This window comes from Streptomyces sp. 12E, assembly GCF_055633275.1.
This window is the reverse complement of sequence record NZ_JBVNCJ010000001.1, coordinates 7,197,214-7,218,118: the sequence shown is the minus strand read 5'-3', so window position 1 is coordinate 7,218,118 and position 20,905 is coordinate 7,197,214. Positions and strand designations below refer to the sequence as shown.

The following is a 20,905-nucleotide window of genomic DNA, read 5'->3' as shown; positions in this document are numbered from 1 at the left end:
GCGGCCGGCTCCCGCACCGCCACCGGGTACGACCGTGCCCGGTCGGCCCTCACCCGACCCGACGACCCCAGGGATCGCCCATGCTTCCGCTCTCCTCCTCGCAGGAGATCGTCTGGCTGCACGAACAGGTGCAGCCGGGCAGCCGCGCCTACAACTTCACCGCGGCACTCGACCTGTGGGGACCGCTCCACACGGACGCCCTCCGCCGCGGCCTCGCCGCCACGCTCGACCGGCACGCCGGTCTTCGCCTGGAACTGGTCGCCGTCACCGGCGCCGTACCCGGCCAGCGGGTCGCCCGGACGTGCGCGCCCCGGCTGCGGACGGTCGACCTGAGCGCGAGCGCCGACCCGGAGGCCGCGTTCCGGGAGCTGCTGCGCACCGAGGCGGAGACCCCGCTCGACACCTACGAGGCGCCGCTGCTGCGCTGGACACTGGTGCGGCTCGGGGACGAGCACCACCGGCTCATCCACGTCGAGCACCATCTGATCCACGACGGACACTCGTTCGCGATCCTGCTCGACGACGTGTTCACCGTCTACCGGAGCCACGTCCTGGGTGAGCCGGTCGTACTGCCGCCCGCGCCCTCCTACGCCGATCACGTCGAGGCGCAAGCCCGCGGCCGGGAGACCGGGGCGCGCCACCCCGGTCTGGACTTCTGGACCGCCGAACTGCGCGGACTCCCCTACGACATGCCGCTGCCGGGTCTCTCCCGTCCCGGCGCGGGGCGCCGCCACCACGGTGGTCAACTGCGGCAGTCGATCGGCGCGGACCTGGCGGAGCGCCTGCGCGACCACGCGCGGCTGCGCGGTCTGACCCCGTTCTCCACCCTGCTCAGCCTGTTCGCCGAACTGCTGCGGCGCCACAGCGGCCGTGCGCACCTGGTCGTCGGCACCGCGGTGGGCAACCGGCCCCGCGGGCACGAGAAGACCGTCGGCATGTTCGTCAACACCATCCCCCTGCCGCTGCGGCTGGACCCGGCCGCCCCGGCCGAGGAGACGATGGACGAGGTGACCGACGTCCTCATCCGCGCGCTGCCGCATCAGGACGTGCCGGTCCAGGAGCTGACCCACGCGCTCGGCCTGCGCACCTCGGGCGCGGACAACCCCCTGTTCGACGTGATGTTCAGCGCCCATGACGCCGAACTGCCGGAGGTCGACGCGCCCGGTCTGGACATCACGTTGTTCGAGGGGTTCAACACGGGCACCACCAGGTTCGACCTGGACGTGGTGCTGCTGCCGGACGACCGGCGCGGGGTCGGTCCCCGGCACGGCGGCGCCGGAATGACCCTGGTCTGGGACTACGACGCCGACATGTTCGGCGAGGACGTGGCCGAACTGCTCGCCGGCCGGTTCCTGGACCTGCTGCGGGCCTACCTCGACGCCCCGGGCACCGCCCTGGCGGACCTGGCGCCGCCCGGGTCCGCCGACGGGCAGGGCCCCGCCGCGGTCGTCCGCGGGCAGGCGGCGTCCGGGGGCGCCGACGCCCCCGGCCCGGACGCGGACCCGCTCGATCCCCTCAGCGCCCACGACGCGTCCGCGCCCGCCCTGCTCATCGGCGCCCGCCGCCTGACCTACGGCGACCTCGACGCCCGGGTCACCGCCCTCGCGGAACGCCTGCTGGCCGCCGGGGTGCGGGCCGGCCAGCCGGTGGCGTCCGTACTGCCGCGCGGCGCCGACGCGGTCGTGGTGCTGCTCGCCTGCCTGCGCACCGGGGCGGTCCACTGCCCGCTGTCGCCGTCGGATCCGCCCGCCCGTCTGGAACTGCTGCTGAGCCGTCTGGCCCCGGCCCTCGTCCTCACCTCGGCCGGCCACCCCGTCACGGTGCCCGACGGTCTGCCGACCGCCGCGGTGGACGCGCCGCGGATGCCGAAGGCGCACGCGGCGCCCGTGGTGCCGGGCGCCGCGTACGTCATTCACACCTCCGGGTCGACCGGCGTCCCCAAGGCCGTAGCCGTCGGGCGCGCGGCACTCGAGAACCATCTGACCGGGGTGGCCGGGCGGTTCGGGCTGCGGCACGACGACCGGGTCCTGCTGTTCGCCCAGCCGGTGTTCGACGTGGCCCTGGAGGAGGTGCTGCCCTCCCTGTACGCGGGGGCGTGCCTCGTCGTCCCCGGGCACGAGGTGCCGGCCGGCACCGAGCTGACCGAGCTGCTGGCCGACGCGCGCGTCACCGTGGCCAACCTGCCCACCAGCTACTTCCTCGCCGTGCGGGAGGAGTTGCGGCCCGCCCTGCGTGACGGCCGCTGGACGCCGCGCCTGCTCGTGCTCGGCGGCGAACGCCTTCCGGCCGACGCGCTGCGCTCCTTCCTGGCGGACACCGACGCGACGGTGCTCAACGCCTACGGCGTCACCGAAGCGGCCGTCACCACCACCGTCCACCGCATCGCGCCGGAGACCCTGGCCGACGGGGCGGAGGTTCCGCTCGGGACCGAGCTGCCCGGCGAACGCGTCCACGTCCTGGACGAGCACCACCGTCCCCTGCCGGACGGCGCGGTGGGCGAGTTGGCGATCGCCGGGGCCGGGCTCGCCGAGGGGTACGTGGGCGATCCGAAGACCACGGCCGCCCGGTTCACGCGTCTCGACGCGCTCGGCGGTGAACGGGTCTACCTGACGGGTGACCTGGGCTACCGGGGTCTGGACGGGGCGCTCTACTTCCTCGGCCGCCGGGACAACCAGATCAAGCTGCGCGGGTACCGGATCGAACTGGAGGAGATCGAAGCGGCCGCTTCGGCCGCGCTGGGCGGTCGGTCCTGTGCCGTCGTGCTGGACCGCGAGACCGTCGGCGGACCCCGGCTGGTCGGCTTCGTGGAGGGCCCCGGCGAGGGTGACGCGTGGGACGAGCGGGCGCTGCGCACGCGGCTCGGGCTGCGGCTGCCGGCCGCCCTGGTACCGGAGCGGTGGGTACGCCTGGACACGATGCCCGCGCTGGCCGGCGGCAAGCCGGACCGCGGGGCACTCGCCCGCAGGGCCGCGGAGCTCGGCGCGGCCGGCGAGTCCGGTCCCGGCGGTGCGGCGCGTTCCCGGGACGAGGCCCCGCGGGGCGGGGGCCGCACCGGGAGGGTTCCGGCCGACCCGGTGACCGCGCTGCTCACCGACGGCTGGCGCGCGGTGCTGGGGCACGACGACTTCGACGAGTGCACCGACTTCTTCCGGGCCGGCGGCCACTCGCTGCGCGCCGCGCAACTGGCGGCCTGGCTGGAGCCCCGGCTCGGCCACCGCCCGCCGATGCGGCTGTTCTTCCGCCACCCGGTGCTCGCCGACCAGGCCGGCGCGCTCGCCGCCCCTTCCGCCACCACCCCCTCCACGGAGTCCTGATGACCCGCCCGACCACCTCCCCCGACCCCCGGCCCGCGGTCCCTGCCCCGGCCTCCCCGGGCGACGACGCGCTCAGCGTCGCGCACGGCCCCGCGCCCCGGGAGAACGTCACGACCGGGATGCTCGCCCTGTTCGAGGACTGGGCACGCCGCACCCCGGACGCTCCCGCCGTGATCGACGGCGGCCGCACCTGGACGTACCGGCAGATCGACGACGCCGCCGACGAGACCGTGGCCGCGCTGCGCGACCGGGTCGGGGCGGGTGACCTCGTCGGTGTCTGCCTGGACCGCTCCGCCGCACTCGTCGTGACGGCCGTGGCGATCGCCAGGCTGGGCGCGGTGTACCTGCCGTTGGGGCCGCGCCCCGGTGAGCGGCGCGTCGCCGCCGTCACCGAGGACCTGGACGTCGCCTGCCTGATCGGTGCCCCCGCCGTGCTCCCCGCCCGGCACGGGGCGGCCGAGCACACTTCCCTGGCCCTGCCGGACGGCGGGGTCAACGCGGCCGGAACGGTGGTGGCGGCGTTCGCCCCGTCCCGTCCCGGTGCGCTCCGCGCGCCTCGCGAGGCGTTCTACGCGGTGCTGACGTCCGGTTCCACCGGCCGTCCCAAGGCCGTCGTCGTCGCCGAGCCGGCCCTCGGCACACTGCTCGACTGGTACCGCGCCGAGACCGGTCTCGCGCCCGGCGACCGGCAGTCCCTGCTCATCGGCGTCGCGTTCGACCCTCACCTGCTGGAGCTGTGGGCGGGACTGACGTCGGGCGCGGCGCTCGTGCCCGCGCCCGACGACGTCCGCTGGGACACCGGGACGCTCACCTCCTGGTGGCGCGAGGCCGCCGTGTCCGTGGGGGTGGCCGCCACCCCCATGATCGAACCGCTGCTGGAGCAGCCCTGGCCGCACGGCCTGGCGCTGCGCCATCTCGTCGTCGGCGGCGACCGGATGCGCCGCCGCCCGGGCGCCGACGTGACCGCGACCGTCCACAACGCCTACGGTCCCGCGGAAGCCACCGTCGTCACCACCACGTACGCCATGCGCGCCGCGGACGCCGGGTCGGAAGGTTCCGGGGCGCCGCCGATCGGTGCCCCCGTCCCCGGCGTGACGGTCGTCGTCACCGGCCCCGACGGCCGCCCCGTGGCGCGGGGCGAGGAGGGTGAACTCCGCATCGGCGGCAGTGGCCTGGCGCTGGGGTACGTGGACCCCGAGCTGACCGCGCGCCGCTTCACCGCCCCCGCACCCGGTGTGGATCTTCCGGGAGTGGACCGGCTCTACAGCACCGGCGACCGGGTGCGGATGCGGCGGGACGGGATGCTGGAGTTCCTCGGCCGTCTCGACAACCAGGTGAAGATCAGCGGTGTACGGATCGAGCCCGCCGAGGTCGAGGCAGCGCTGGAGAAGGACCCGGCCGTACTCGGCGCCGTGGTCACCGCGCCCCACGGCCCCGACGGCGCCGCCCGCCTGGTCGCGTACGTCCGCCTCGCGCCCGGTGCCTCCGTCTCCGGGCAGGCGCTGCTGGCGGCGGCGCGGGCGTGGCTTCCCGAGCAGGCCGTGCCTTCGGCCGTGCGGATCGTCGACGCCTTCCCGCTGGACGCCAACGGCAAGGTCGACCGGGCCGGGCTGACGCGTGAGGCGGCCGCCCCGGACGCCGGCGGCCGCACCGACGTGCCGGACGGCGCCACACCGGGCGAGCGGATCGTCCTGGAGGCCGTACGCGATCTCCTCGCCAGGCCCGAGACGGTGCTGACCGACGACTTCACGATGATCGGCGGCACATCGATCGTCGCCGCCCGCCTGCTGACCGTCATCGAGCAACGGAGCGGCGTCCGCCTGCGTGCGCCGGAGTTCCTGCGCCAGCCGGACCTGCGCGCCGTCGCCGCCCTCGTCGACCGCCGCCGCGAGGCCGTGCGAGGGGCGGGAGCCTGAGATGACCACCCTCGCCCACACCGCCCCTGGAGAAGGACCCATGCCCTCCCGACACGTGCGGACCGCCTCCGACGGCTCCAGGCCCGCGCCCTCCTCCGGGCTGCCCGCCCTCGTGGCGTGGCACGCCGGACGTACGCCGGACGCCCTCGCCGTGGTCGAGGGCGACACCGCCCTCACCTACGCCCGGCTCGTCTCCTCGGCCCGGGCTCTCGCCGCCCACCTGCGCGTGCACGGTGTCCGGCCGGGCGACCACGTGGCGCTGCTGATGCACCGCTCGGCGCGCACCGTCGTCGCGCAGCTCGCCCTGTGGTGGGCCGGCGCCACCTGCGTACCGCTCGACCCGGCGCATCCGCGTCCCCGTTCCGAGGCGATGGCCGCCGACGCGGGAGTCACGCTGACCGTCGGCGAGGGCAAGCTCCTCGATGCGGCGGCCCCCACCGGTGCGGTCCTCGCACTGCCGGAGGAGGCGTCTCTGCCGGACTCCTTCGCGCCCGTGCCCGAGTTCGGTTCCGACGCCGCGGCGTTCATCATGTTCACCTCCGGCTCGACCGGACGTCCCAAGGGCGTGTCGGTACCGCACCGGGCCGCGGCCGAACTGCTGTCCGATCCCGCCTACGTCACCCTCACCCCCCGGGACCGGGTGCTCTTCCACTCCCCCATGACCTTCGACGCGTCGACGTTCGAGGTGTGGGGGGCCCTCGCCAACGGGGCCGCCGTGGTGGTCTGCACCGTCGACCGGCCCTCGCTCGAGGACCTGGCCCGGCACGTGGAGCGTCACGGCGTCACCGTCGCGTTCCTCACGACGGCGCTCTTCCACCGGCTCGCCGCCCGGCGGTCCCGGATGTTCTCGGTGCTCCGCGCGGTCGTGGTGGGCGGGGAGGCACTGTCCGCCCAGCACGCCGGGCAGGTGCTGGAGGCGTTCCCGTGGCTGGAGCTGGTCAACGGATACGGACCCACGGAGACCACCACGTTCGCCACGGCGCACCGGGTCACCGGCGCGGACCGCGAGGGCCCGGTGCCGATCGGCCGGCCCGTCGCGGGTGCGACCGTACACGTCCTGGACGACGGCGGCAGGCCCGTCGCGGACGGTGCGCGAGGTGAGCTGTGGGTCGGCGGCAGCCGATTGGCGCACGGGTACGCCGGGCGTCCCGACCTGACCGCCGAACGCTTCGTCGACCATCCGGAGCTGGGACGTCTGTACCGTACCGGCGACCTCGTCTCCGTCCGACCGGACGGCCTCCTGGACTTCCACGGGCGGACCGACGACCAGGTGAAGGTGCGCGGCTTCCGCATCGAGCCGGGAGAGGTCGAGCACGCCCTGCGCCGGCAGCCCGACGTGGACGACGCGGCCGTCACCGTGCACCGGCCCGGCCCGGACGACGCCCGCCTCGTCGCGTTCGTCGTGGCGGCGCCCGGCCCCGCGCCCCGGCCCGGCGCGCTGCGCGACCGCCTCGCCGCGGTGCTGCCCGCCCACCTCGTCCCCGACGAGGTGAAGATCGTCGGCGGCCTTCCGCTGACCCCGTCCGGAAAGGTCGACCGCCGCGCCCTCGCCGACCTCGGCGGGGAGGAGGGAGCGGTCGTCCCGGCCGCGCCCCTGACGCCCCTGGAGCAGGCGGTCGCCGGGATATGGAGCCGTGCCCTGGGCCGCGAGATCACCCGGCCCGACGCCGACTTCCTCGGCCAGGGCGGGCACTCGCTGCTCGCCCTGGCCGTCACCGACGACCTGCGTGAGGAACTCGGCGTCGACATGGCGCTCGCCGACTTCTTCGCCGCCCCCACGGTGGCCGCCCAGGCCGCCCTGGTCGAGCAGGCCCTGCTCGCCGCCCACGACGATCTGCGCCCCGGCGCCGAGGAGCACCACGATGGCCGCTGAGACCCGGGGGACCACGGCCGTGGCCCTTCAGGAGGAACTGCTGCGCCGGGCGCGCGAACGCGCCGCGGGCCGCCCCGGTGAGTCCTCCGGAGCCGCCGGTGCCGCCGGAGACGACCACCGGGGTCCCGCACCGCTGTCCCACTCCCAGCGCCGTATGTGGCTCATGGACCGGCTCGGCCACGGCGGGGCCTCCTACAGCGTGCCCTTCGCCACCCGGCTGCGCGGTCCACTGGATCTCGACGCGCTGGGGACCGCGCTGACGACCCTCGTGCACCGCCACGAGATCCTGCGCACGCGGTACGGGCAACGGGACGGCGAGCCCTTCCAGGAGGTTCTCCCGGCGCCGCGAGCGCTCGACGTGCGTGTCGTGGAGACGGTCCCGGAGCATGCCCACGGCCTGCTGGTCGAGGAGGCCCGCCGACCGTTCGACCTGTCCGCCGGGCCCCTGCCACGGGTCCTGGTGCTGCGGCACGGCACGGAGGACCACACGGTCCTGCTGACGTTCCACCACATCGCGGTCGACGGCGCCTCGCTGGAGATCATCGCCCGGGAGGTGGCCGGACTCTACGCGACCGCCACCGGCCGTCCCACGGACGCCACCCGCGCCGCGCATCCGCGGCCGGCCGCGCGACCGCTCCGCTACGCGGACTTCGCGCGCCGTGAACACACGGCGGCCGACCGGTTCGAGGAAGGGCTGCGCCACTGGGCCGACCTCCTCGACGGAGCCGCGCCACCTCCGCTGCCCCGCCCCGTGCGCCCGCCCGCCGACTCCGGCGTCCGGCCCGCCGGCGTCCGCACCGTGCCGCTCGCATCCCGGCTGCCGGAGGACCTGCGGGTGCTCGGCGCGTCGTGCCGGGCCACCCTGTTCACCACGGTCCTCGCCGCGGCCTTCGCCGCCCTGCACCGCTTCACCGGTGAGGACGACCTGCTCATCGGCGTGGCGAGCACCCATCGCAGGGGGGCGGACATGCGCGGGCTGGTCGGCCTGTGCGTCAACACCCTCCCGGTGCGCGTCGACACATCCGGCGACCCGGCCTTCACCGTCCTGGTGGAGCGGGTGCGGGACGCTCTGCTGGAGGCCCAGCGCCACCGTGACGTGCCCTTCGACCTCGTCGTGGAGCGCCTCGGCGCCGCCGCCCGTGCCGCCGACGGAACGGCACTGGTGCGGGTGACCAGCGATGTCGTGGCGGAGCCCACGGTGCTGCGGCTGCCCGGCACCCGGGGCGAACACGTGGACGTCGGTGTCGGCGAGGCCAAGTTCGACCTGTCGTTCGGTCTGCTCGACACGGACGCTCCTGCCGCGCTCGTCCAGTACGGCCGCGCCGTGCTGGACGAGGCCACGGCCGCCTCGCTGGCCGACGGCTTCGCCGCGCTGCTCACCACGGTCGCCTCCGACCCCGGGGTGCGGCTGTCCCGGCTCCCCGTGCGGGTCCATGCCCCGTCCCCCGCCCCGGCGCGGGGCGCGGGCCGGCCGGCCGAGGGCGACCGCCCTCCCGTCGGGGGCGTGCATCCGGCGGAGACTCTGCTGCTCGCGCACCCGCGGGTGGCGGAGGCCGTCGTCGTCGAACCGGACGGCGGACCGCCACTGGCGTACGCCGTACTGCGCGGTGTCTCGGGCCCCTCGCGGGCCGACCTGCGGGCCGCCCTGCGGGCGTCGCTCCCCCCGGAGTCGGTGCCCGTGGCCGTGACCCTGCTGGACGCCGTGCCGCGTACGGCCCAGGGCGCGACCGACACGTCACGGCTGCCGGGCCTGCCGCCCGTCCCCGCCCCGGCGAGTCCGCTCGGGAAGGCCGTGACGGAGGCGTTCGCGACCCTGCTGGACCACCCGGCGCCGGGGCCCGACGACGACTTCTTCGACCTCGGCGGCCACTCGCTGGTCGCGGTCAGGCTCGCCGAGCGGCTGCGGGGCGCGCTGAAGCTTCCGTTGACGGGCCTGGACATCCTCCAGGCCCGTACCCCCCGGGCTCTCACCGCCCTGCTGGAGGGACGGGCCGCGCAGCGGGCCACCGCCGCGGCCGCGCCCACCCGCCCGGCACGTCCCCGGGGCACGCGCCGGGGGACGGTCCTGGTCACCGGCGCGACCGGTGGCGTCGGTGCCTTCGTCCTGCGGGAACTGGCCGCGCAGGGGCGTCCCGTGCGCGCCCTGGCCCGACCCGAGTCCGCGCACCTGATCGACGTGGAGGGGGTGGACGTCGTCGAGGGCGACCTCGCCGACCTGGACGATCTGCGCGCGGCGGTGGCGAGCGCCGACGCGGTGATCCACGCCGCGTGCACCTTCGTCCGTCCCGAGGTGGACGTGGCGGCCATGAGAGCGATGGTGGAAACCTGGCGGCGCGGTCCGTTCGTCTTCGTCAGCAGCGTCGACGCCTACGGGCATCCCGCCGAGGACCTCGTGGCGGAGGGGGCGCCCTCACGACAGCCGCTGAGCCCGTACGGCCGGGCCAAGCTGGACTGCGAGCGGATGCTGCTGGACGCGGCCGGCGCCGGGGGGCGGGGCGGCGCGAGCGCCGTACGCTCCCCCCTGGTGTGGGGCCCGCACGAGCGGCTGCGCGACCAGCTGCGTTGGGGTGCCACCGGGGTGCTCTACCAAGCCGTGAGGGAGGGGCGGCCGGTCGGTCTGCCGAGGCCGGGGGCCCGCGGTCACGCCTGGTACGGAGCGCCCTGGGTGCACGCGGCCGCCCTGGCGCGGGCCGTGACCTCGTGCCTCGACGCGCCCGTGCAGGGGGTGGCGAACGCCGTCGGCGGCCATGTGTCCTGGCACGACCTCACGGCACGGCTGGCCGAGCTGCTGCACCCCGACAGCGCGGGAACCGGGAACGGTGTCGTCGGGGCGATCCGTGAGACGGACGACGTGCATCCGGACCTCGACCACCACTGGCGGTACCGGGCCGATCGGCTGGCTCCGTCCCTGCGGGAGCGACCGGGCGAGGACTGGCGCACCGTCCTGGCGGAGATGGCAGGCGACACGTCCGGCGTCTGACGTCACGTGCGGGATCGGGCGGACGTCACCGGCCCCGTTCGCCCCGGAAGGGCTCGCGCATCGCCTCCGCGTCCTCGGGCGCGTCGGTCACGCGTTCCGGCACCGCGGCCTGGTCGTCACGTGATCCGTCGGACGGGCTCCGACCGCCCGACGGGAACCGGCCGCCCGAGCACCGCCGCCGGACTCCGGCCGAGAGCGCGCCCTTCTTCTCCTGTGGGAAGCCGGTGCTCACGGTTCTGCACGCCCGCAGGGGTGCGGTGGGCTACGTGATCAGCCGGCTTCCGGCTGTTCTTCCGGCCACCGGGCCGAGCGGGTCAAGGACTGCGTGCCCGGCGGGCGGTCGCCCGGGCGCGGTGATCCCGCGGCGCAGGACGGCGACCGCGACGACGACGTCCAGCTGTTCCCGCTGCTTCGAGCGGTACCGCCGGTGCGGGGCGGGCACGACCGGGCGCCGGGTCCGGAGCCGTGCCCGGCTCCCGGACTCCCGAAGGGAGTTCCAGGACGAGTGCGGCTTACGTCGACGGCTCGGTGGCCGGTCTCAGACCGGTTTGCGCCACACGGAGATGTGCTTCGCGGAGTCCTGGGCGAACGGCGTCCCGTCCCAGTCCGCGACGCGGCGTTCCAGCTCGAGCCCAGCGATCCGTGCCATCAGGTCGAGCTCTGCCGGCCAGGCGTACCGGTGCCGGGAGCTGCCGCGACGGTAGCGGCCGTCGTCGCCGTCGCGGGTGAAGTGGTGCGAGACGAGGATCTGCTCCACCAGGTCGAAGGTGTCGAAGCCGAGGTGCCGCTCGGAGACGTCGAACGGTACCGCGACCTGGCCGGGCGGCAGGAACCGCAGCGGCGGCACGCCCAGCTCGACGACGAATCGGCCGCCGGGCTCCAGATGACGTGCGGCGTTGCGGAAGCACTCGACCTGCTCGTCCTGCGTGAGCAGGTTCGTGATGGTGTTGTAGACGAGATAGACCAGGGCGAACTCGCCGGGGACCACGGTGGTGGCCATGTCCCCGATGGTCACCGGAAGTGTGTTCTCGTCGGTCTTGCGGCGCAGAACCGCTGCCATGTGCTCGGACAGTTCGATGCCCACCACCGGCACGCCGCGTTCCCGGAGCGGGACGCCCACCCGTCCGGTTCCGATGGCGAACTCCAGGGCCCGGCCGGTCCCGGCGAGCTCGGCGAGGAAGTCGAGAGTCGGCCCGAGAACGGCAGCCGAGGACATCTCGGTCTCCTCGGCGTCGTAGCGGTCAGCGGTCGCGCGGGTCCACAGTTCACTGCTCGTCACGGGCCCACTCTGCCGAGTGCCCGGGGGTGCTGTCGACGTAATTGTCCTCCAGCGGCTCGGACCGCACAGTTCGGGCACACCGGTGCGGACCTTCAGGGAACCGTCCGGCCCGGGCTGTGAGGCCACGGCGGTGCGGTCGTTCCTCTCGGCTCGGCGCGCACCGCCGCAGCCGCCGACGGCCGCCCGCGGTCACGGCCGTGCGCCGACGCCACCCGTGACGGGTCGTCACAGGTGCACGGTGGCACACCCGAGCCTCACGGGAATCCTGCCGGGGTCACTCGGACGGGTCCGCGGACACCGTCAGGCGGCCGCCCTGTAGGCCGTCCCGGCGGGACGGACCAGGTGGTCACTGTCCGTCCACACCGAGCCGACCGCGAAGGGCCGGCCGTCGAGGCGCAGGGTGTCGCGGACGACGACCGCCCAACGGGCGCCTGCGCGGTGCAGGAGCCGCGCGGCCTCGGCCGGGTCGGTGACCAGCTCCAGGACTTCGAAACGACCGTCGACGTTCTGGTAGATCGCGCCCGGCCGGCGGGGGCCGATCTCGTCGGTGACGCTGGACAGCGGGAGAACGGTGACGGTGTTCATGCTGCGGCTCCGATCATCTGGGCGAGACGGTGCAGGGCGAAGGCGTCGGTGAAGTCGGTGGACGACTCGCACCGGACCCGGGCCGGCCGGTAGTAACCGACTGCCCGCTACCGGGCCCTCATCACGCGGGAACCGGCCGGGAAATGCAGAAGTCTCCGTGCAACAGGTGCTGCCGGTGCCCGGCCAGGAGCACTTCGCCACGTCGAGTGATCCCGGTTGATCGGGGCGGCTTCCCGGAGCGAGGTCGGGGAAGGTGGAGCGGCTCGGGGCGAGTGTCGTCCGCGGGGCCTGACGCCGGACGGCCGGCGCAAGCCGATCCGGCCGACGGCTCCGGAAGGGGCGCCACGGAGCCGGTGGCGTTGTCCCGGGCCCCTTGTGCAAGGTGGCGCTTGCCGCTCCTCACCGGCGGTCCGCGACAGCCGGCTTCGCGCATCCGAGCACTCTGCCCGGTCCGTCGGCTCCGCTGGAGTGCTCCGTTGCACCCGCCCTGTCACAGCAGTGCTCCGAGCGGCAGGGCCCGCTCGGTGAGTCGTCCGCGCAGCCGCCCCCCGGCGGTGTCGGCTTCGGTGAGCCAGTCGGCGGCGACCAGCAGTTCGACGTGTTCGGCGACCTGGTCGGGCGGCAGCGTGCAGAACGCGGCGACCTGGTCGAGGCACAGCCCGTCGTCCTCGGGGCGGCCGAGCCGTCCGTCGAGGCGGGTGTGGGCGGCGGTGCACAGGGCCAGGAGCCGGGTGGCGGCACCCGATTTCTTCTTCCGGATCTTCCGGTCGCCCACGACTTTCTGTGCCCAGCCGGAGATCCTCGCGCGGGTGGTCTTGCCGAAGTCGAACGGGCGGGGCTGTTCGGGGAGCAGTGCGGGGACCGTGAGGGCGGCGGGGTCCTCGGGCCGGGAGGCCATCACCTCGGCCGCGGTGCCGGGCAGGCGCAGCCAGTCGGCTGCGACCAGCCTTTGAAGTACCTGCTCGGCGTCTGCCTGGAGCCAGCCGGCGAGGTCCTGGCCGGTGACGTTCGCGGTGCCGGCTCTCGCGGCCCGCAGGGTGAGCATGAGAACCGCCAGACGTGCCTCGGGCTCCGGGAGCGGGGCGTGGACGGCGGCGTAGTCCAGCACGGTGCGGGCGTGCACTGCCTGTTGCCGGGTCAGCAGCCGTTCCGCCATCGGCCCGCCGGCGCCCGTCGTGCGGTTGGCGTGCATCTCTCGGGTGGTGTGTGCCGCCTGCTCGGCGCGTTTCGCCTCGTGCCGCAGTGAGTCGTCGCCGCTCACGTCGGCCCACAGGGCGAACGCGCGCGCCTTGCGGTCGTGGAGCTCGGCGAGGAGGGCGAGGTCGGGTTCGGTGCACTGCTGGTAGGCGCGGAAGGCGTCTCCGAGCTCGATGAGCTCGAGGCGCAGGACGTCGGGCTCGAGGTCGTGCGGCACGATCCGCTGCGCGATCTTCCCCCACCGTTTCGTCCGCCGGGACGCCGTGGCCGGTGAGACGGCGCGGGCTCGTGGAACCGACGCCGGCGTGGCGGCCGGGGAAGACGGGTCACCGGCCGTGGGTGAAGGGCTGTGATCGGAGAAGACCGGCACCATCCCCTTGCCCGCCGTGCCGTCCGCGCCCTTCTGCTCCGCCTCCGGTGTTCCCGCCGCCCGGTCCTTTCCGGCCGGGGCGGTGTCCAGGACACGGCAGTCGCCGATGGCGGCCGCGCAGCGCGCGCACATCTCCGCGATCCGCCACAGCCTTCCGGCACGGTCCGCGTACACCGTCAGCACCACCGGGCCGCCGCACCGCACCGTCCCCGCAGCCGGTCGGGCCCCCGCCCGCCGCCCCGTGGCGGGGGCGGGGGCGTGCCAGGCGCAGTCGGCGGCGCGGCAGGCGCACCGTGCCTCGCCGCGTGGGCCGCCGCCTGCGCGGATACGGGCCAGGTGCTGGTTGACGTGACCGACCGCGGCTTTGCGTCCTGCGGCGGCACCATCGGGAAAGTGTTGATCGGCGCAGGCCGGGCGGGAGCAGGAGAGCTTCACCACGCCGGCGGAAGGGCGGCCGTAGGGGTCCAGTCGGACCGTCCACACCCGCCCCGCGACCTGCTCCTGCTGCGTGCCGGCGTCCACCGTCATGTCCGCGCCTCCCACGTTTTTTGATCTATTGTCCGGGGCGGTCCCCATCATCGGGGATACCTGCCGATCAAACCCGGCAACGGCCGTTTCGGTCGGCGTGCTGGTGTCGAAAAGCGCGCCCCCGTCCCGGACCCGGTGCGGAACGCGACTCCGCAGTCTCGGTGGGACGGGGCTGAGACGGACGCCGTCCGTGCTTCCAGCGCTGCTCGGAGGGCTCCGGTGATCGGGCCCCGTCGGGTGGCGGCGAACCTCGGCGGTTCCTGCCGCAGGGTCATGGAGTCGCATGCCGTTCTGCCCCCGCCGGACGGATCGGCGACCTCCGCACAGTCGTCCCCTCCGGCGCCGCAGGGGGGCTTGCGCCGGACGGCGGTGCGGAGGTCGTGGCCGTACAGCTCCGCCTCGGGTCCGTTCACGTGCGGTTCCCTCCCGGTCGTGCGATCAGGGCCGGCGAGTCGTCGCTCGGCAGGGCCGTGGCGAGGATCCACTCGAAGGCGTCGGTGAGGATTCTGACTTCGTCGACTGCCTCAACGCGGGAAACGCCGATGAGGTTCTCCGGCAGGACCACGTCGGGCATGAGGCCGGAGAAGCCGACGAGGCCGAAAGCGCCGGCGCCTCCGCGGTGTCGAGCGCCTCGTCGGTGTCCGTGCCGTCGCTCAGGGCCGGGCAGTCGCCCGGGGCAGGGCCGGCATCAGCGTGCTCACCAGGTCGGCGGGGCGCTCGGCGTCGGGGGTCTGCCCCATGACGCCCGGCATCGCCTGTCCACACGGCCTCGGCATCGCCGGGCGACCGGAAGACCGGCGGGTCAGCCGGCTTCTCGTGGATCGCTGAAGAGCGTCCGTCGCTCGTGCCTTTCCCGGCCGGGCGTTCAAAGAGTACATCCGCGACAGGCTCACCCGGCTCGAGAGGGAGCGAACTCGACTGCTCGGGCACAACCGGGATGCCGGCGGCAACCGATGGACGGGCCTCGTCGGCCGATGAGGCGAACTCACCGGCACCGTCGGGCCAACGCGGGACAGCCCAGGCTCCCCAGGGATCGCAGAAAGCGGGGCGTCTCGCGTATCGGCCCAGCTCAGGGCCCTCGTGCATACGGCAGGACGCCTCCCTCCCGCCTGAACCCATTTTGTCTAGACCTCTTGTCCCGCTCGTGATCTGCCGCTACGTTTCCCGCTGTTCGGAGCACTTCGCGTTTCCTTCGACTCCCTTGACGAGCAAGGCCGGAAGGAGCATGTCCGCATGCAGGACCGAGGTCTGTCCAGGCGAGCCGTTCTCACCTCCGCGACCGTGGCCGCCGCGAGCGCAACGGGCGTCGTGGGCGTGACGGCCACCCCCGCGGTCGCGCACAAGCGCGACAACCGCCTCGGGCGGATCATCTCCCGGATGAGCATCGAGGCGAAGATCGGCCAGCTGTTCGTGCCGTACTTCCACGGTGCGTCCGCGACTTCTCCCAGCCAGTCCGACCAGGACCGCAACCTCAGGGAACTCGGCGTCCGCACCGTGGCCGAGCTCATCGCCAAGTACCACATCGGCGGTGTCATCTACTTCTCCGGCTGGACCAACAACATCCACGACCCCCGTCAGATCGCGGACTTGACGAACGGTGTGCAGCGGGCGTCGCTCGCCCTGCCCACCCCCGTGCCGTCCCTGATCTCCATCGACCAGGAGCACGGGGTCAACGTCCGCATCGGCAGCGGCGCCACCCAGCTGCCGGGCGCGATGGCGCTCGGCGCGGGTCGCTCGCTCTCCGACGCGCACACCTCCGGACGGATATCGGGTACCGAACTCGCCGCCCTGGGCATCCACCAGAACTTCGCCCCGGTCGCCGACGTCAACGTCAATCCGGCCAACCCCGTCATCAACGTCCGCTCCTTCGGCGCCGACGCCCGCGAGGTGTCCCGCATGGTGGCCGCCCAGGTGTCGGGTTATCAGCGGGCCGGCGTCGCGGCCTGCGCCAAGCACTTCCCGGGCCACGGGGACACCGGGGAGGACAGCCACACCGGACTGCCCGTGATCACCCACACCCGCGAGGAGTGGGACCGCATCGACGCCCCGCCCTTCAAGGCCGCGATCGCCGCCGGTGTCGACTCGATCATGACCGCGCACCTCCAGGTCCCCGCGCTCGACCCCAGCAACGAGCCGGCCACCCTGTCGCCCGCGATCCTCCAGGGCGTGCTGCGCGACGAACTCGGCTTCGACGGCGTGATCGTCACCGACGCCCTCAACATGCAGGGCGTGCGCACCAAGTACGGCGACGACCGCGTGCCCGTCCTCGCCCTCAGGGCCGGCGCCGACCAACTGCTGTTCCCGCCGGACATCGACATCGCCTACAACGGCGTCCTGGCCGCCGTCCGCAGCGGAGAGATCACCGAGGACCGGCTCGACGCCTCGGTCCTGCGCATCCTGCGGGTCAAGGACAAGGTCGGCCTGCTCAGCGGCAGCCCCTACGTCTCCCCGAAGGTGGTCGACCGGGTCGTCGGCGCCCGCAGGCACCGGCTCGCCGCCGCCCGGATCGCCGAGCGCACCACCACCCTGCTGGTCAACGAGGACGGGGCGCTCCCGCTGCGCCGCCGGCAGAAGAAGCTGCTCGTGGTCGGCGCCAGCCCGGCCTTCCCGACCGACGCCACCCGCACCACGGTGCCCGAACTGGCCGAGGCGTTCGACGAACTGGGCTACGGCACTACCCACCTCGCCACCGGGCGGACACCCGACGCGGCGAAGATCGACGAGGCCGTGGCCGCCGCACGGGGACGGGACGCGGTGGTGGTCACCACCGACAACGTCGACGCCACCAGCACCCAGCGCACCCTGGTGTCCCGGCTGCTCGCGACGGGCGTCCCCGTCGTCCACCTCGCGGTGCGCAACCCCTACGACATCGCCCACCTGGGCGACGTCCCGGCCTCGCTCGTCTCCTACTGCTGGACCGAGGTCGAACTGCGCGCCGCCGCCCGGGTGATCGCCGGCCGGGTCGAGCCGCGCGGCAAGCTGCCCGTGCCCGTCCAGCGGGCCGACGACCCGACCAAGGTCCTCTTCCGCTCCGGGCACGGCCTGTCGTACGACGACTGACCGAACAGGTCCACCGGTTCCGGCGGGTACCGGAGCCTACGCGGTGCGGAGGGACGGGGCGTGACGGTCCGGCGCGGGGCACGTTCATCCGTGCGCGCCCGGGCACATCGGCGTGCACCTGGGCGTCAGCCGCTTCCCCGCAGGAAGGGCCGTCGTCACCTCTGTGAACGCCCGGCCTTCTCGAGCCGGCGGTGTGAACGGTCTCCGCCTCGGCTGCGCAGAGGGACGCCCGCCTCGGTGAGCACCTGGTGGACGAACCCGTACGACCGTCCGTGCGCCTCGGCGATGGCCCGTATGGACAGGCCGTTCTCGTACTGCTTCTTCATCTCCCGCGTAAGCTCCTCGCGGGCCGCACCTGTGATCTGCTTGCCCTTGTCCACCATTCGTCTCCTTCGGTGATCGACATCCGGCTGTGGTCGTCGTCTACCCCGGACAGGGGACAAGCCACAGAACGGATGCGTGTCTCCGGGCGCCGGCGGTCCTCGGCCCTCATCTCCGGCCGGCTCGGACACCGTGGGCCGCACCGCCCGCCGTGGGACCGGCGGCACGGGGCCACGACCGGCCTCCCCTCACATCTTCCGGCAGGCGGAGCGGATCTCTCGCAGGAGTGTCCGGTGGTCCTCGCCGTAGGCGGCCACGGCCGCGTACACCGCGTCCAGGGCCGCCTGGAGCGGGTCGGCTCCGGCGGCGTCGAGCAGCGCGGGCAGGGCCATGTGGGGCTGGGACATCCGCAGGGACGGGTCCGGCTCGCCGAACGTGACCCTCATCGTGTACGGCGCCGCTCCCCCGGGCCGCGGCGCCGGTGGTGCGACACCGTCCGGCGGCTTCACCAGGGCGGCCGCGGGACCTGTGATCCGCGGGAGCGACATGGGCTCGGGCATCGGCGTGTGCGCGTCGCTGCGGACGGGTGGCCGGAAGGGGGGCCGCTCGGGCGGGACGGCCCGGCCGACGGTCCTGTCGGGGACACGCGGATCGGACTCCAGAGCCCGCCATGCCCGGGCCGGGTCGTCGAGGGGCGGCGGCAGCGGGCGGCCCTCGGCCAGGGCGGTGAGCCCTGCGGCGATCCAGTCGAGTCCGGTGAGCCCGGCCGCCTCACAGGCGCGGCGCGCGGCCAGCAGCGCTGTTGCCCGCTGAGCCTCGGGCGTGGCGGCGCCGATGGCGTGGACGAGGTCCGGGTCGAAGGCGAGCAGGCCGCGCACGTTGCCACCGACCTCGCGCAGGGCCCGGCTCGGCTGTTGTCCGCCCCACTGCCACCGTTCGTGGGCGAGCCGGCGTTCTTCTTCGGCCTGTTCCTGCGCGAGGCGGGCCCGGCGTTCGGCTTCGGCGCGTTCGGCCGGTGTGGGCGGGGCCGGCTGCCGGCGGGCGTAGTCGTGCCAGTACGCGGCCGTCCTCGAGGTCTGCCTCAGGACGCGGTCCGGTACGGGCGGAGCGGGCCAGAACTGCAGCAGATAGCGCTCCGGTCGCGGTTCGTCGTCCAGCCGGGTGTCCTGGCGGTGCGCCTCGTCCATGCCCGCGGCGCAGTAGCGCACCCGGTAGTCGGTCTCCTCCAGGCCGAGATCCCAGGAGGCCTCCCCTGCCCACTGCACGAGAGCGCTGCCGGCCGAGAGAGGGCGGAAGGACACCTCCACCACGTCCTCCCACACCGGATCCAGTGGCGGAACCTGGTCGTGCACCTCGACGGTGAAGCCGACACTGCCCGTGTGCAGCCCGGTCGACAACCACAACGCACCGGGAACCGCGGCCCCGCACAGCCCGGCGCTCTGCCCGGCGAACGATTCCGCCAGGTCCGGGCCACACCCGTCCGGATCACTCTCGACGTATATCTGGGCGTAGTGGACGTGGACTTCACCCTCGACCGGCCTGCGCACCTTCATCCCCCTCGCCATCAGGAACGCGTCACGCCCGGCAACCTACGGCACGGCACTGACACGGCGCTGCTCGCCGTACCGGGCCCGCGTGCGCTCCTCCAGCGCCTTGTCGCGGACGAGCCGGACGCGGCCGGACGTGCGCGACGGCTCGGCCGCCTGCTCCGCGATGCACATCGCTCATCGACGCGGCAACGAGGGGAGATCGCCGGATCGGGCGCCCTCGAACCGGTCGAGATCAGCCCGTACTTCTTCCGCCTCGGGGGCGCCCAGCTGCTCGAAGGTGTCCAGCGCCTGCCGAAGACGGGCCTGGGCCGGCTCCGTGTCGCCGAAGGACAGCAGGCTCAGTCCGATGCCCCGTTCCGCTCGCGCCCGCTCGTGCTGGTCGGCGCCCTCGCCGGCCAGGACCGCTTGGTGATGGGCGACAGCCGACCGGTGGGAGCCGAGGATACGGTAGGCCTCACCGATGTCGTTGAGCACCTGGGCCTCCAGTGCCTGGTCCCGGATGAGGCGGCTGTGCTCCAGTGCCTGCGTCAGGTGCGGCAGCGCGTCGGCGGCATGTCCGTCCAGCACGGCCGGCCGCCCCAGTTTGCCCTGTGCCTCTGCCTGTCCGCCGGGGTCACCGATGCGCTGGAAGAGCGACAGCGCCTGCTGGAGGCGATCGCGCGCTTCGGTGCGCGGGCCGTGGCCGGACAGCAGGGCACCGAGGTTGACCAGGGTGTTCGCTTCGCCGTAAGGGTCGTTGATCTTGCGGTAGAGAACAAGTGCCTGCTCGTACGCCGCGGAGGCCTCCTCGGTCTCGCCGCGCAGTGCGGTGATCATGCCCAGGCTGTTGAACGTGTTGGCCTGCCCACGGGCGTCGTCGAGCTCGTCGAACAGGCGCAGTGCCGAGCGGTAGCACCCGGTGCCCGCCGCAGCCGTTCGGCCGCTGGCGCGGCGTCGCCCTGCTCCAGTTCGCGTCCGGCGAGGGTGACCTCGGCGTCGAAGGTCTCCGCGTCGACCGTGCCTTCCCGGATCCGCATGACATACCCCGCGGGGTCGCGGTCGACGGCGGCCGAGTCGCCGAGCGGTCGCCGCAGGGAAGAGATGTGGTGGTGGAGCAGAGCGGTGGAGGTCGGCGGGTCGTCCTCGCCCCAGAGGACCGATGTCAGCCGCGGCACCGACGCCGTACGTCCCGGAGCCAGCAGCAGCGCGGCGAGCAGCGTGCGCTGTTTGACGCCGGTGACGCGCACGACCCGCCCGCCGCGGTGAAGACACACCAGTCCCAAGAGACGGAATTCCACTTCGGTTCCCCCGATTCGGCCGTGTCGCGAGCCGTGGTCGGCCGCTCGCTGGGTAACGCGCCCCACGTTCACACAAGTCCCTTGCGGCGACAAGCCGAGTACCGGTCAAGATCCACAGACTGGAGAACAGTTGATCCACATGCCGTCCTGAGACGGTGTCACCAGGGGTGCGACGGCGCACCGCACACAAAAAGGGGGAACGGCGGATGGATCCACGCACCAGGAGGAGAGCCGCCGGCACGGCCGGGGCGGCGGCGGCACTGCTCGTCGGCCTGGGAGCGGCCTCCGCCTCGGCCGCGCCGGAGGCGGACCGCACCGGCATCGCCCTGCAGGCCACCTGCGACTACCACTGGAGGACGACCGCCAACTACGCGGGGTTCACCGCGGGCTACAGCTGGGCGTGGAACGTGGTGGTGGGACCGGGTGCGTCCGGTGACCGCGTGCGTGAGATCCAGTGCCTGCTCAACAACCACGCCTACTACAGCGGTCCACGACTCGCGGTCGACGGACAGTACGGCAGCGCGACCACCAGGGCTGTCAGGACTCTCCAGGCGAACTGGGGCGGGATCGCGGCGGACGGGGTCGTCGGGCCGGACACCTGGCGTGCGTTGCGCTCGGTCTGACCGGCGGAACCCGGTCGCCCGGCTTTTTCGGG

Annotated in this window: 15 protein-coding genes; 6 read left to right on the top strand and 9 right to left on the bottom strand. The window is 74.0% G+C overall.

Annotation, left to right across the window (positions count from 1 at the left end; translation table 11 throughout):
- Nucleotides 1–80: 80 nt before the first annotated feature.
- From ACZ8ZB_RS33090 to ACZ8ZB_RS33075, 4 genes are read left to right on the top strand one after another with little or no spacing between them, the layout of a single operon-like run.
- Complete coding sequence (locus ACZ8ZB_RS33090) at nt 81–3,314, top strand: non-ribosomal peptide synthetase (RefSeq protein WP_470741248.1); 3,234 nt, start codon at nt 81–83, stop codon at nt 3,312–3,314.
- The gene (locus ACZ8ZB_RS33085) at nt 3,314–5,230 is read left to right on the top strand and encodes a non-ribosomal peptide synthetase (protein ID WP_470741247.1); all 1,917 of its coding nucleotides are present in this window, start codon (nt 3,314–3,316) and stop codon (nt 5,228–5,230) included. Before ACZ8ZB_RS33090 ends, ACZ8ZB_RS33085 begins: the two co-directional genes overlap by 1 nt.
- 40 nt (nt 5,231–5,270) lie before the next feature.
- A complete protein-coding gene (locus tag ACZ8ZB_RS33080) occupies nt 5,271–7,103 on the top strand; it encodes a non-ribosomal peptide synthetase (RefSeq protein ID WP_470741246.1) in 1,833 nt (610 codons plus the stop codon).
- Entirely contained in the window at nt 7,093–10,083 is a 2,991-nt protein-coding gene (locus ACZ8ZB_RS33075) for a condensation domain-containing protein (RefSeq protein ID WP_470741245.1), read from the top strand. The genes ACZ8ZB_RS33080 and ACZ8ZB_RS33075 overlap by 11 nt, the downstream gene beginning before the upstream one ends.
- Nucleotides 10,084–10,621: 538 nt before the next feature.
- Here the strand turns inward: ACZ8ZB_RS33075 and ACZ8ZB_RS33070 are convergent.
- The 4 genes from ACZ8ZB_RS33070 to ACZ8ZB_RS33055 all read right to left on the bottom strand — a co-directional run bounded on the left by ACZ8ZB_RS33070 (nt 10,622) and on the right by ACZ8ZB_RS33055 (nt 14,616).
- Nucleotides 10,622–11,362 carry a class I SAM-dependent DNA methyltransferase gene (locus ACZ8ZB_RS33070; protein ID WP_470741244.1) on the bottom strand — a complete coding sequence of 247 codons (741 nt, stop codon included), beginning with the start codon at nt 11,360–11,362 and terminating at the stop codon, nt 10,622–10,624.
- Between the two features lie 300 nt (nt 11,363–11,662).
- On the bottom strand, nt 11,663–11,947 hold the full coding sequence (locus tag ACZ8ZB_RS33065) for a hypothetical protein (RefSeq protein ID WP_470741243.1): 285 nt from the start codon (nt 11,945–11,947) through the stop codon (nt 11,663–11,665).
- Nucleotides 11,948–12,437: 490 nt separating this feature from the next.
- Nucleotides 12,438–14,042 carry a C2 domain-containing protein gene (locus tag ACZ8ZB_RS33060; RefSeq protein ID WP_470741242.1) on the bottom strand — a complete coding sequence of 535 codons (1,605 nt, stop codon included), beginning with the start codon at nt 14,040–14,042 and terminating at the stop codon, nt 12,438–12,440.
- Between the two features lie 409 nt (nt 14,043–14,451).
- The gene (locus ACZ8ZB_RS33055) at nt 14,452–14,616 is read right to left on the bottom strand and encodes a hypothetical protein (RefSeq protein ID WP_470741241.1); all 165 of its coding nucleotides are present in this window, start codon (nt 14,614–14,616) and stop codon (nt 14,452–14,454) included.
- 659 nt (nt 14,617–15,275) lie between these two features.
- On the opposite strand from ACZ8ZB_RS33055, the gene ACZ8ZB_RS33050 reads away from it, so the two are divergent.
- Nucleotides 15,276–17,102, top strand: coding sequence for a glycoside hydrolase family 3 protein (locus ACZ8ZB_RS33050; protein ID WP_470741240.1), 1,827 nt, complete (start codon nt 15,276–15,278; stop codon nt 17,100–17,102).
- A 155-nt stretch (nt 17,103–17,257) separates the two neighbouring features.
- On the opposite strand, the gene ACZ8ZB_RS33045 is transcribed toward ACZ8ZB_RS33050, so the two are convergent.
- From ACZ8ZB_RS33045 to ACZ8ZB_RS33025, 5 genes are all read right to left on the bottom strand, one after another.
- Entirely contained in the window at nt 17,258–17,482 is a 225-nt protein-coding gene (locus ACZ8ZB_RS33045) for a helix-turn-helix domain-containing protein (protein ID WP_470741643.1), read from the bottom strand.
- A 189-nt stretch (nt 17,483–17,671) separates the two neighbouring features.
- A complete protein-coding gene (locus ACZ8ZB_RS33040) occupies nt 17,672–18,976 on the bottom strand; it encodes a hypothetical protein (protein ID WP_470741239.1) in 1,305 nt (434 codons plus the stop codon).
- Nucleotides 18,977–19,012: 36 nt separating this feature from the next.
- Nucleotides 19,013–19,144 (bottom strand): hypothetical protein, encoded by a 132-nt coding sequence (locus ACZ8ZB_RS33035; RefSeq protein WP_470741666.1) that lies wholly within the window; start codon nt 19,142–19,144, stop codon nt 19,013–19,015.
- Nucleotides 19,145–19,147: 3 nt separating this feature from the next.
- Nucleotides 19,148–19,789 carry a tetratricopeptide repeat protein gene (locus tag ACZ8ZB_RS33030; protein WP_470741238.1) on the bottom strand — a complete coding sequence of 214 codons (642 nt, stop codon included), beginning with the start codon at nt 19,787–19,789 and terminating at the stop codon, nt 19,148–19,150.
- The gene (locus ACZ8ZB_RS33025) at nt 19,786–20,226 is read right to left on the bottom strand and encodes an AfsR/SARP family transcriptional regulator (RefSeq protein ID WP_470741237.1); all 441 of its coding nucleotides are present in this window, start codon (nt 20,224–20,226) and stop codon (nt 19,786–19,788) included. Before ACZ8ZB_RS33025 ends, ACZ8ZB_RS33030 begins: the two co-directional genes overlap by 4 nt.
- A gap of 230 nt (nt 20,227–20,456) precedes the next feature.
- Between ACZ8ZB_RS33025 and ACZ8ZB_RS33020 the strand changes: the two genes are divergently transcribed.
- Nucleotides 20,457–20,873 (top strand): peptidoglycan-binding domain-containing protein, encoded by a 417-nt coding sequence (locus ACZ8ZB_RS33020; RefSeq protein WP_470741236.1) that lies wholly within the window; start codon nt 20,457–20,459, stop codon nt 20,871–20,873.
- Nucleotides 20,874–20,905: the final 32 nt, after the last annotated feature.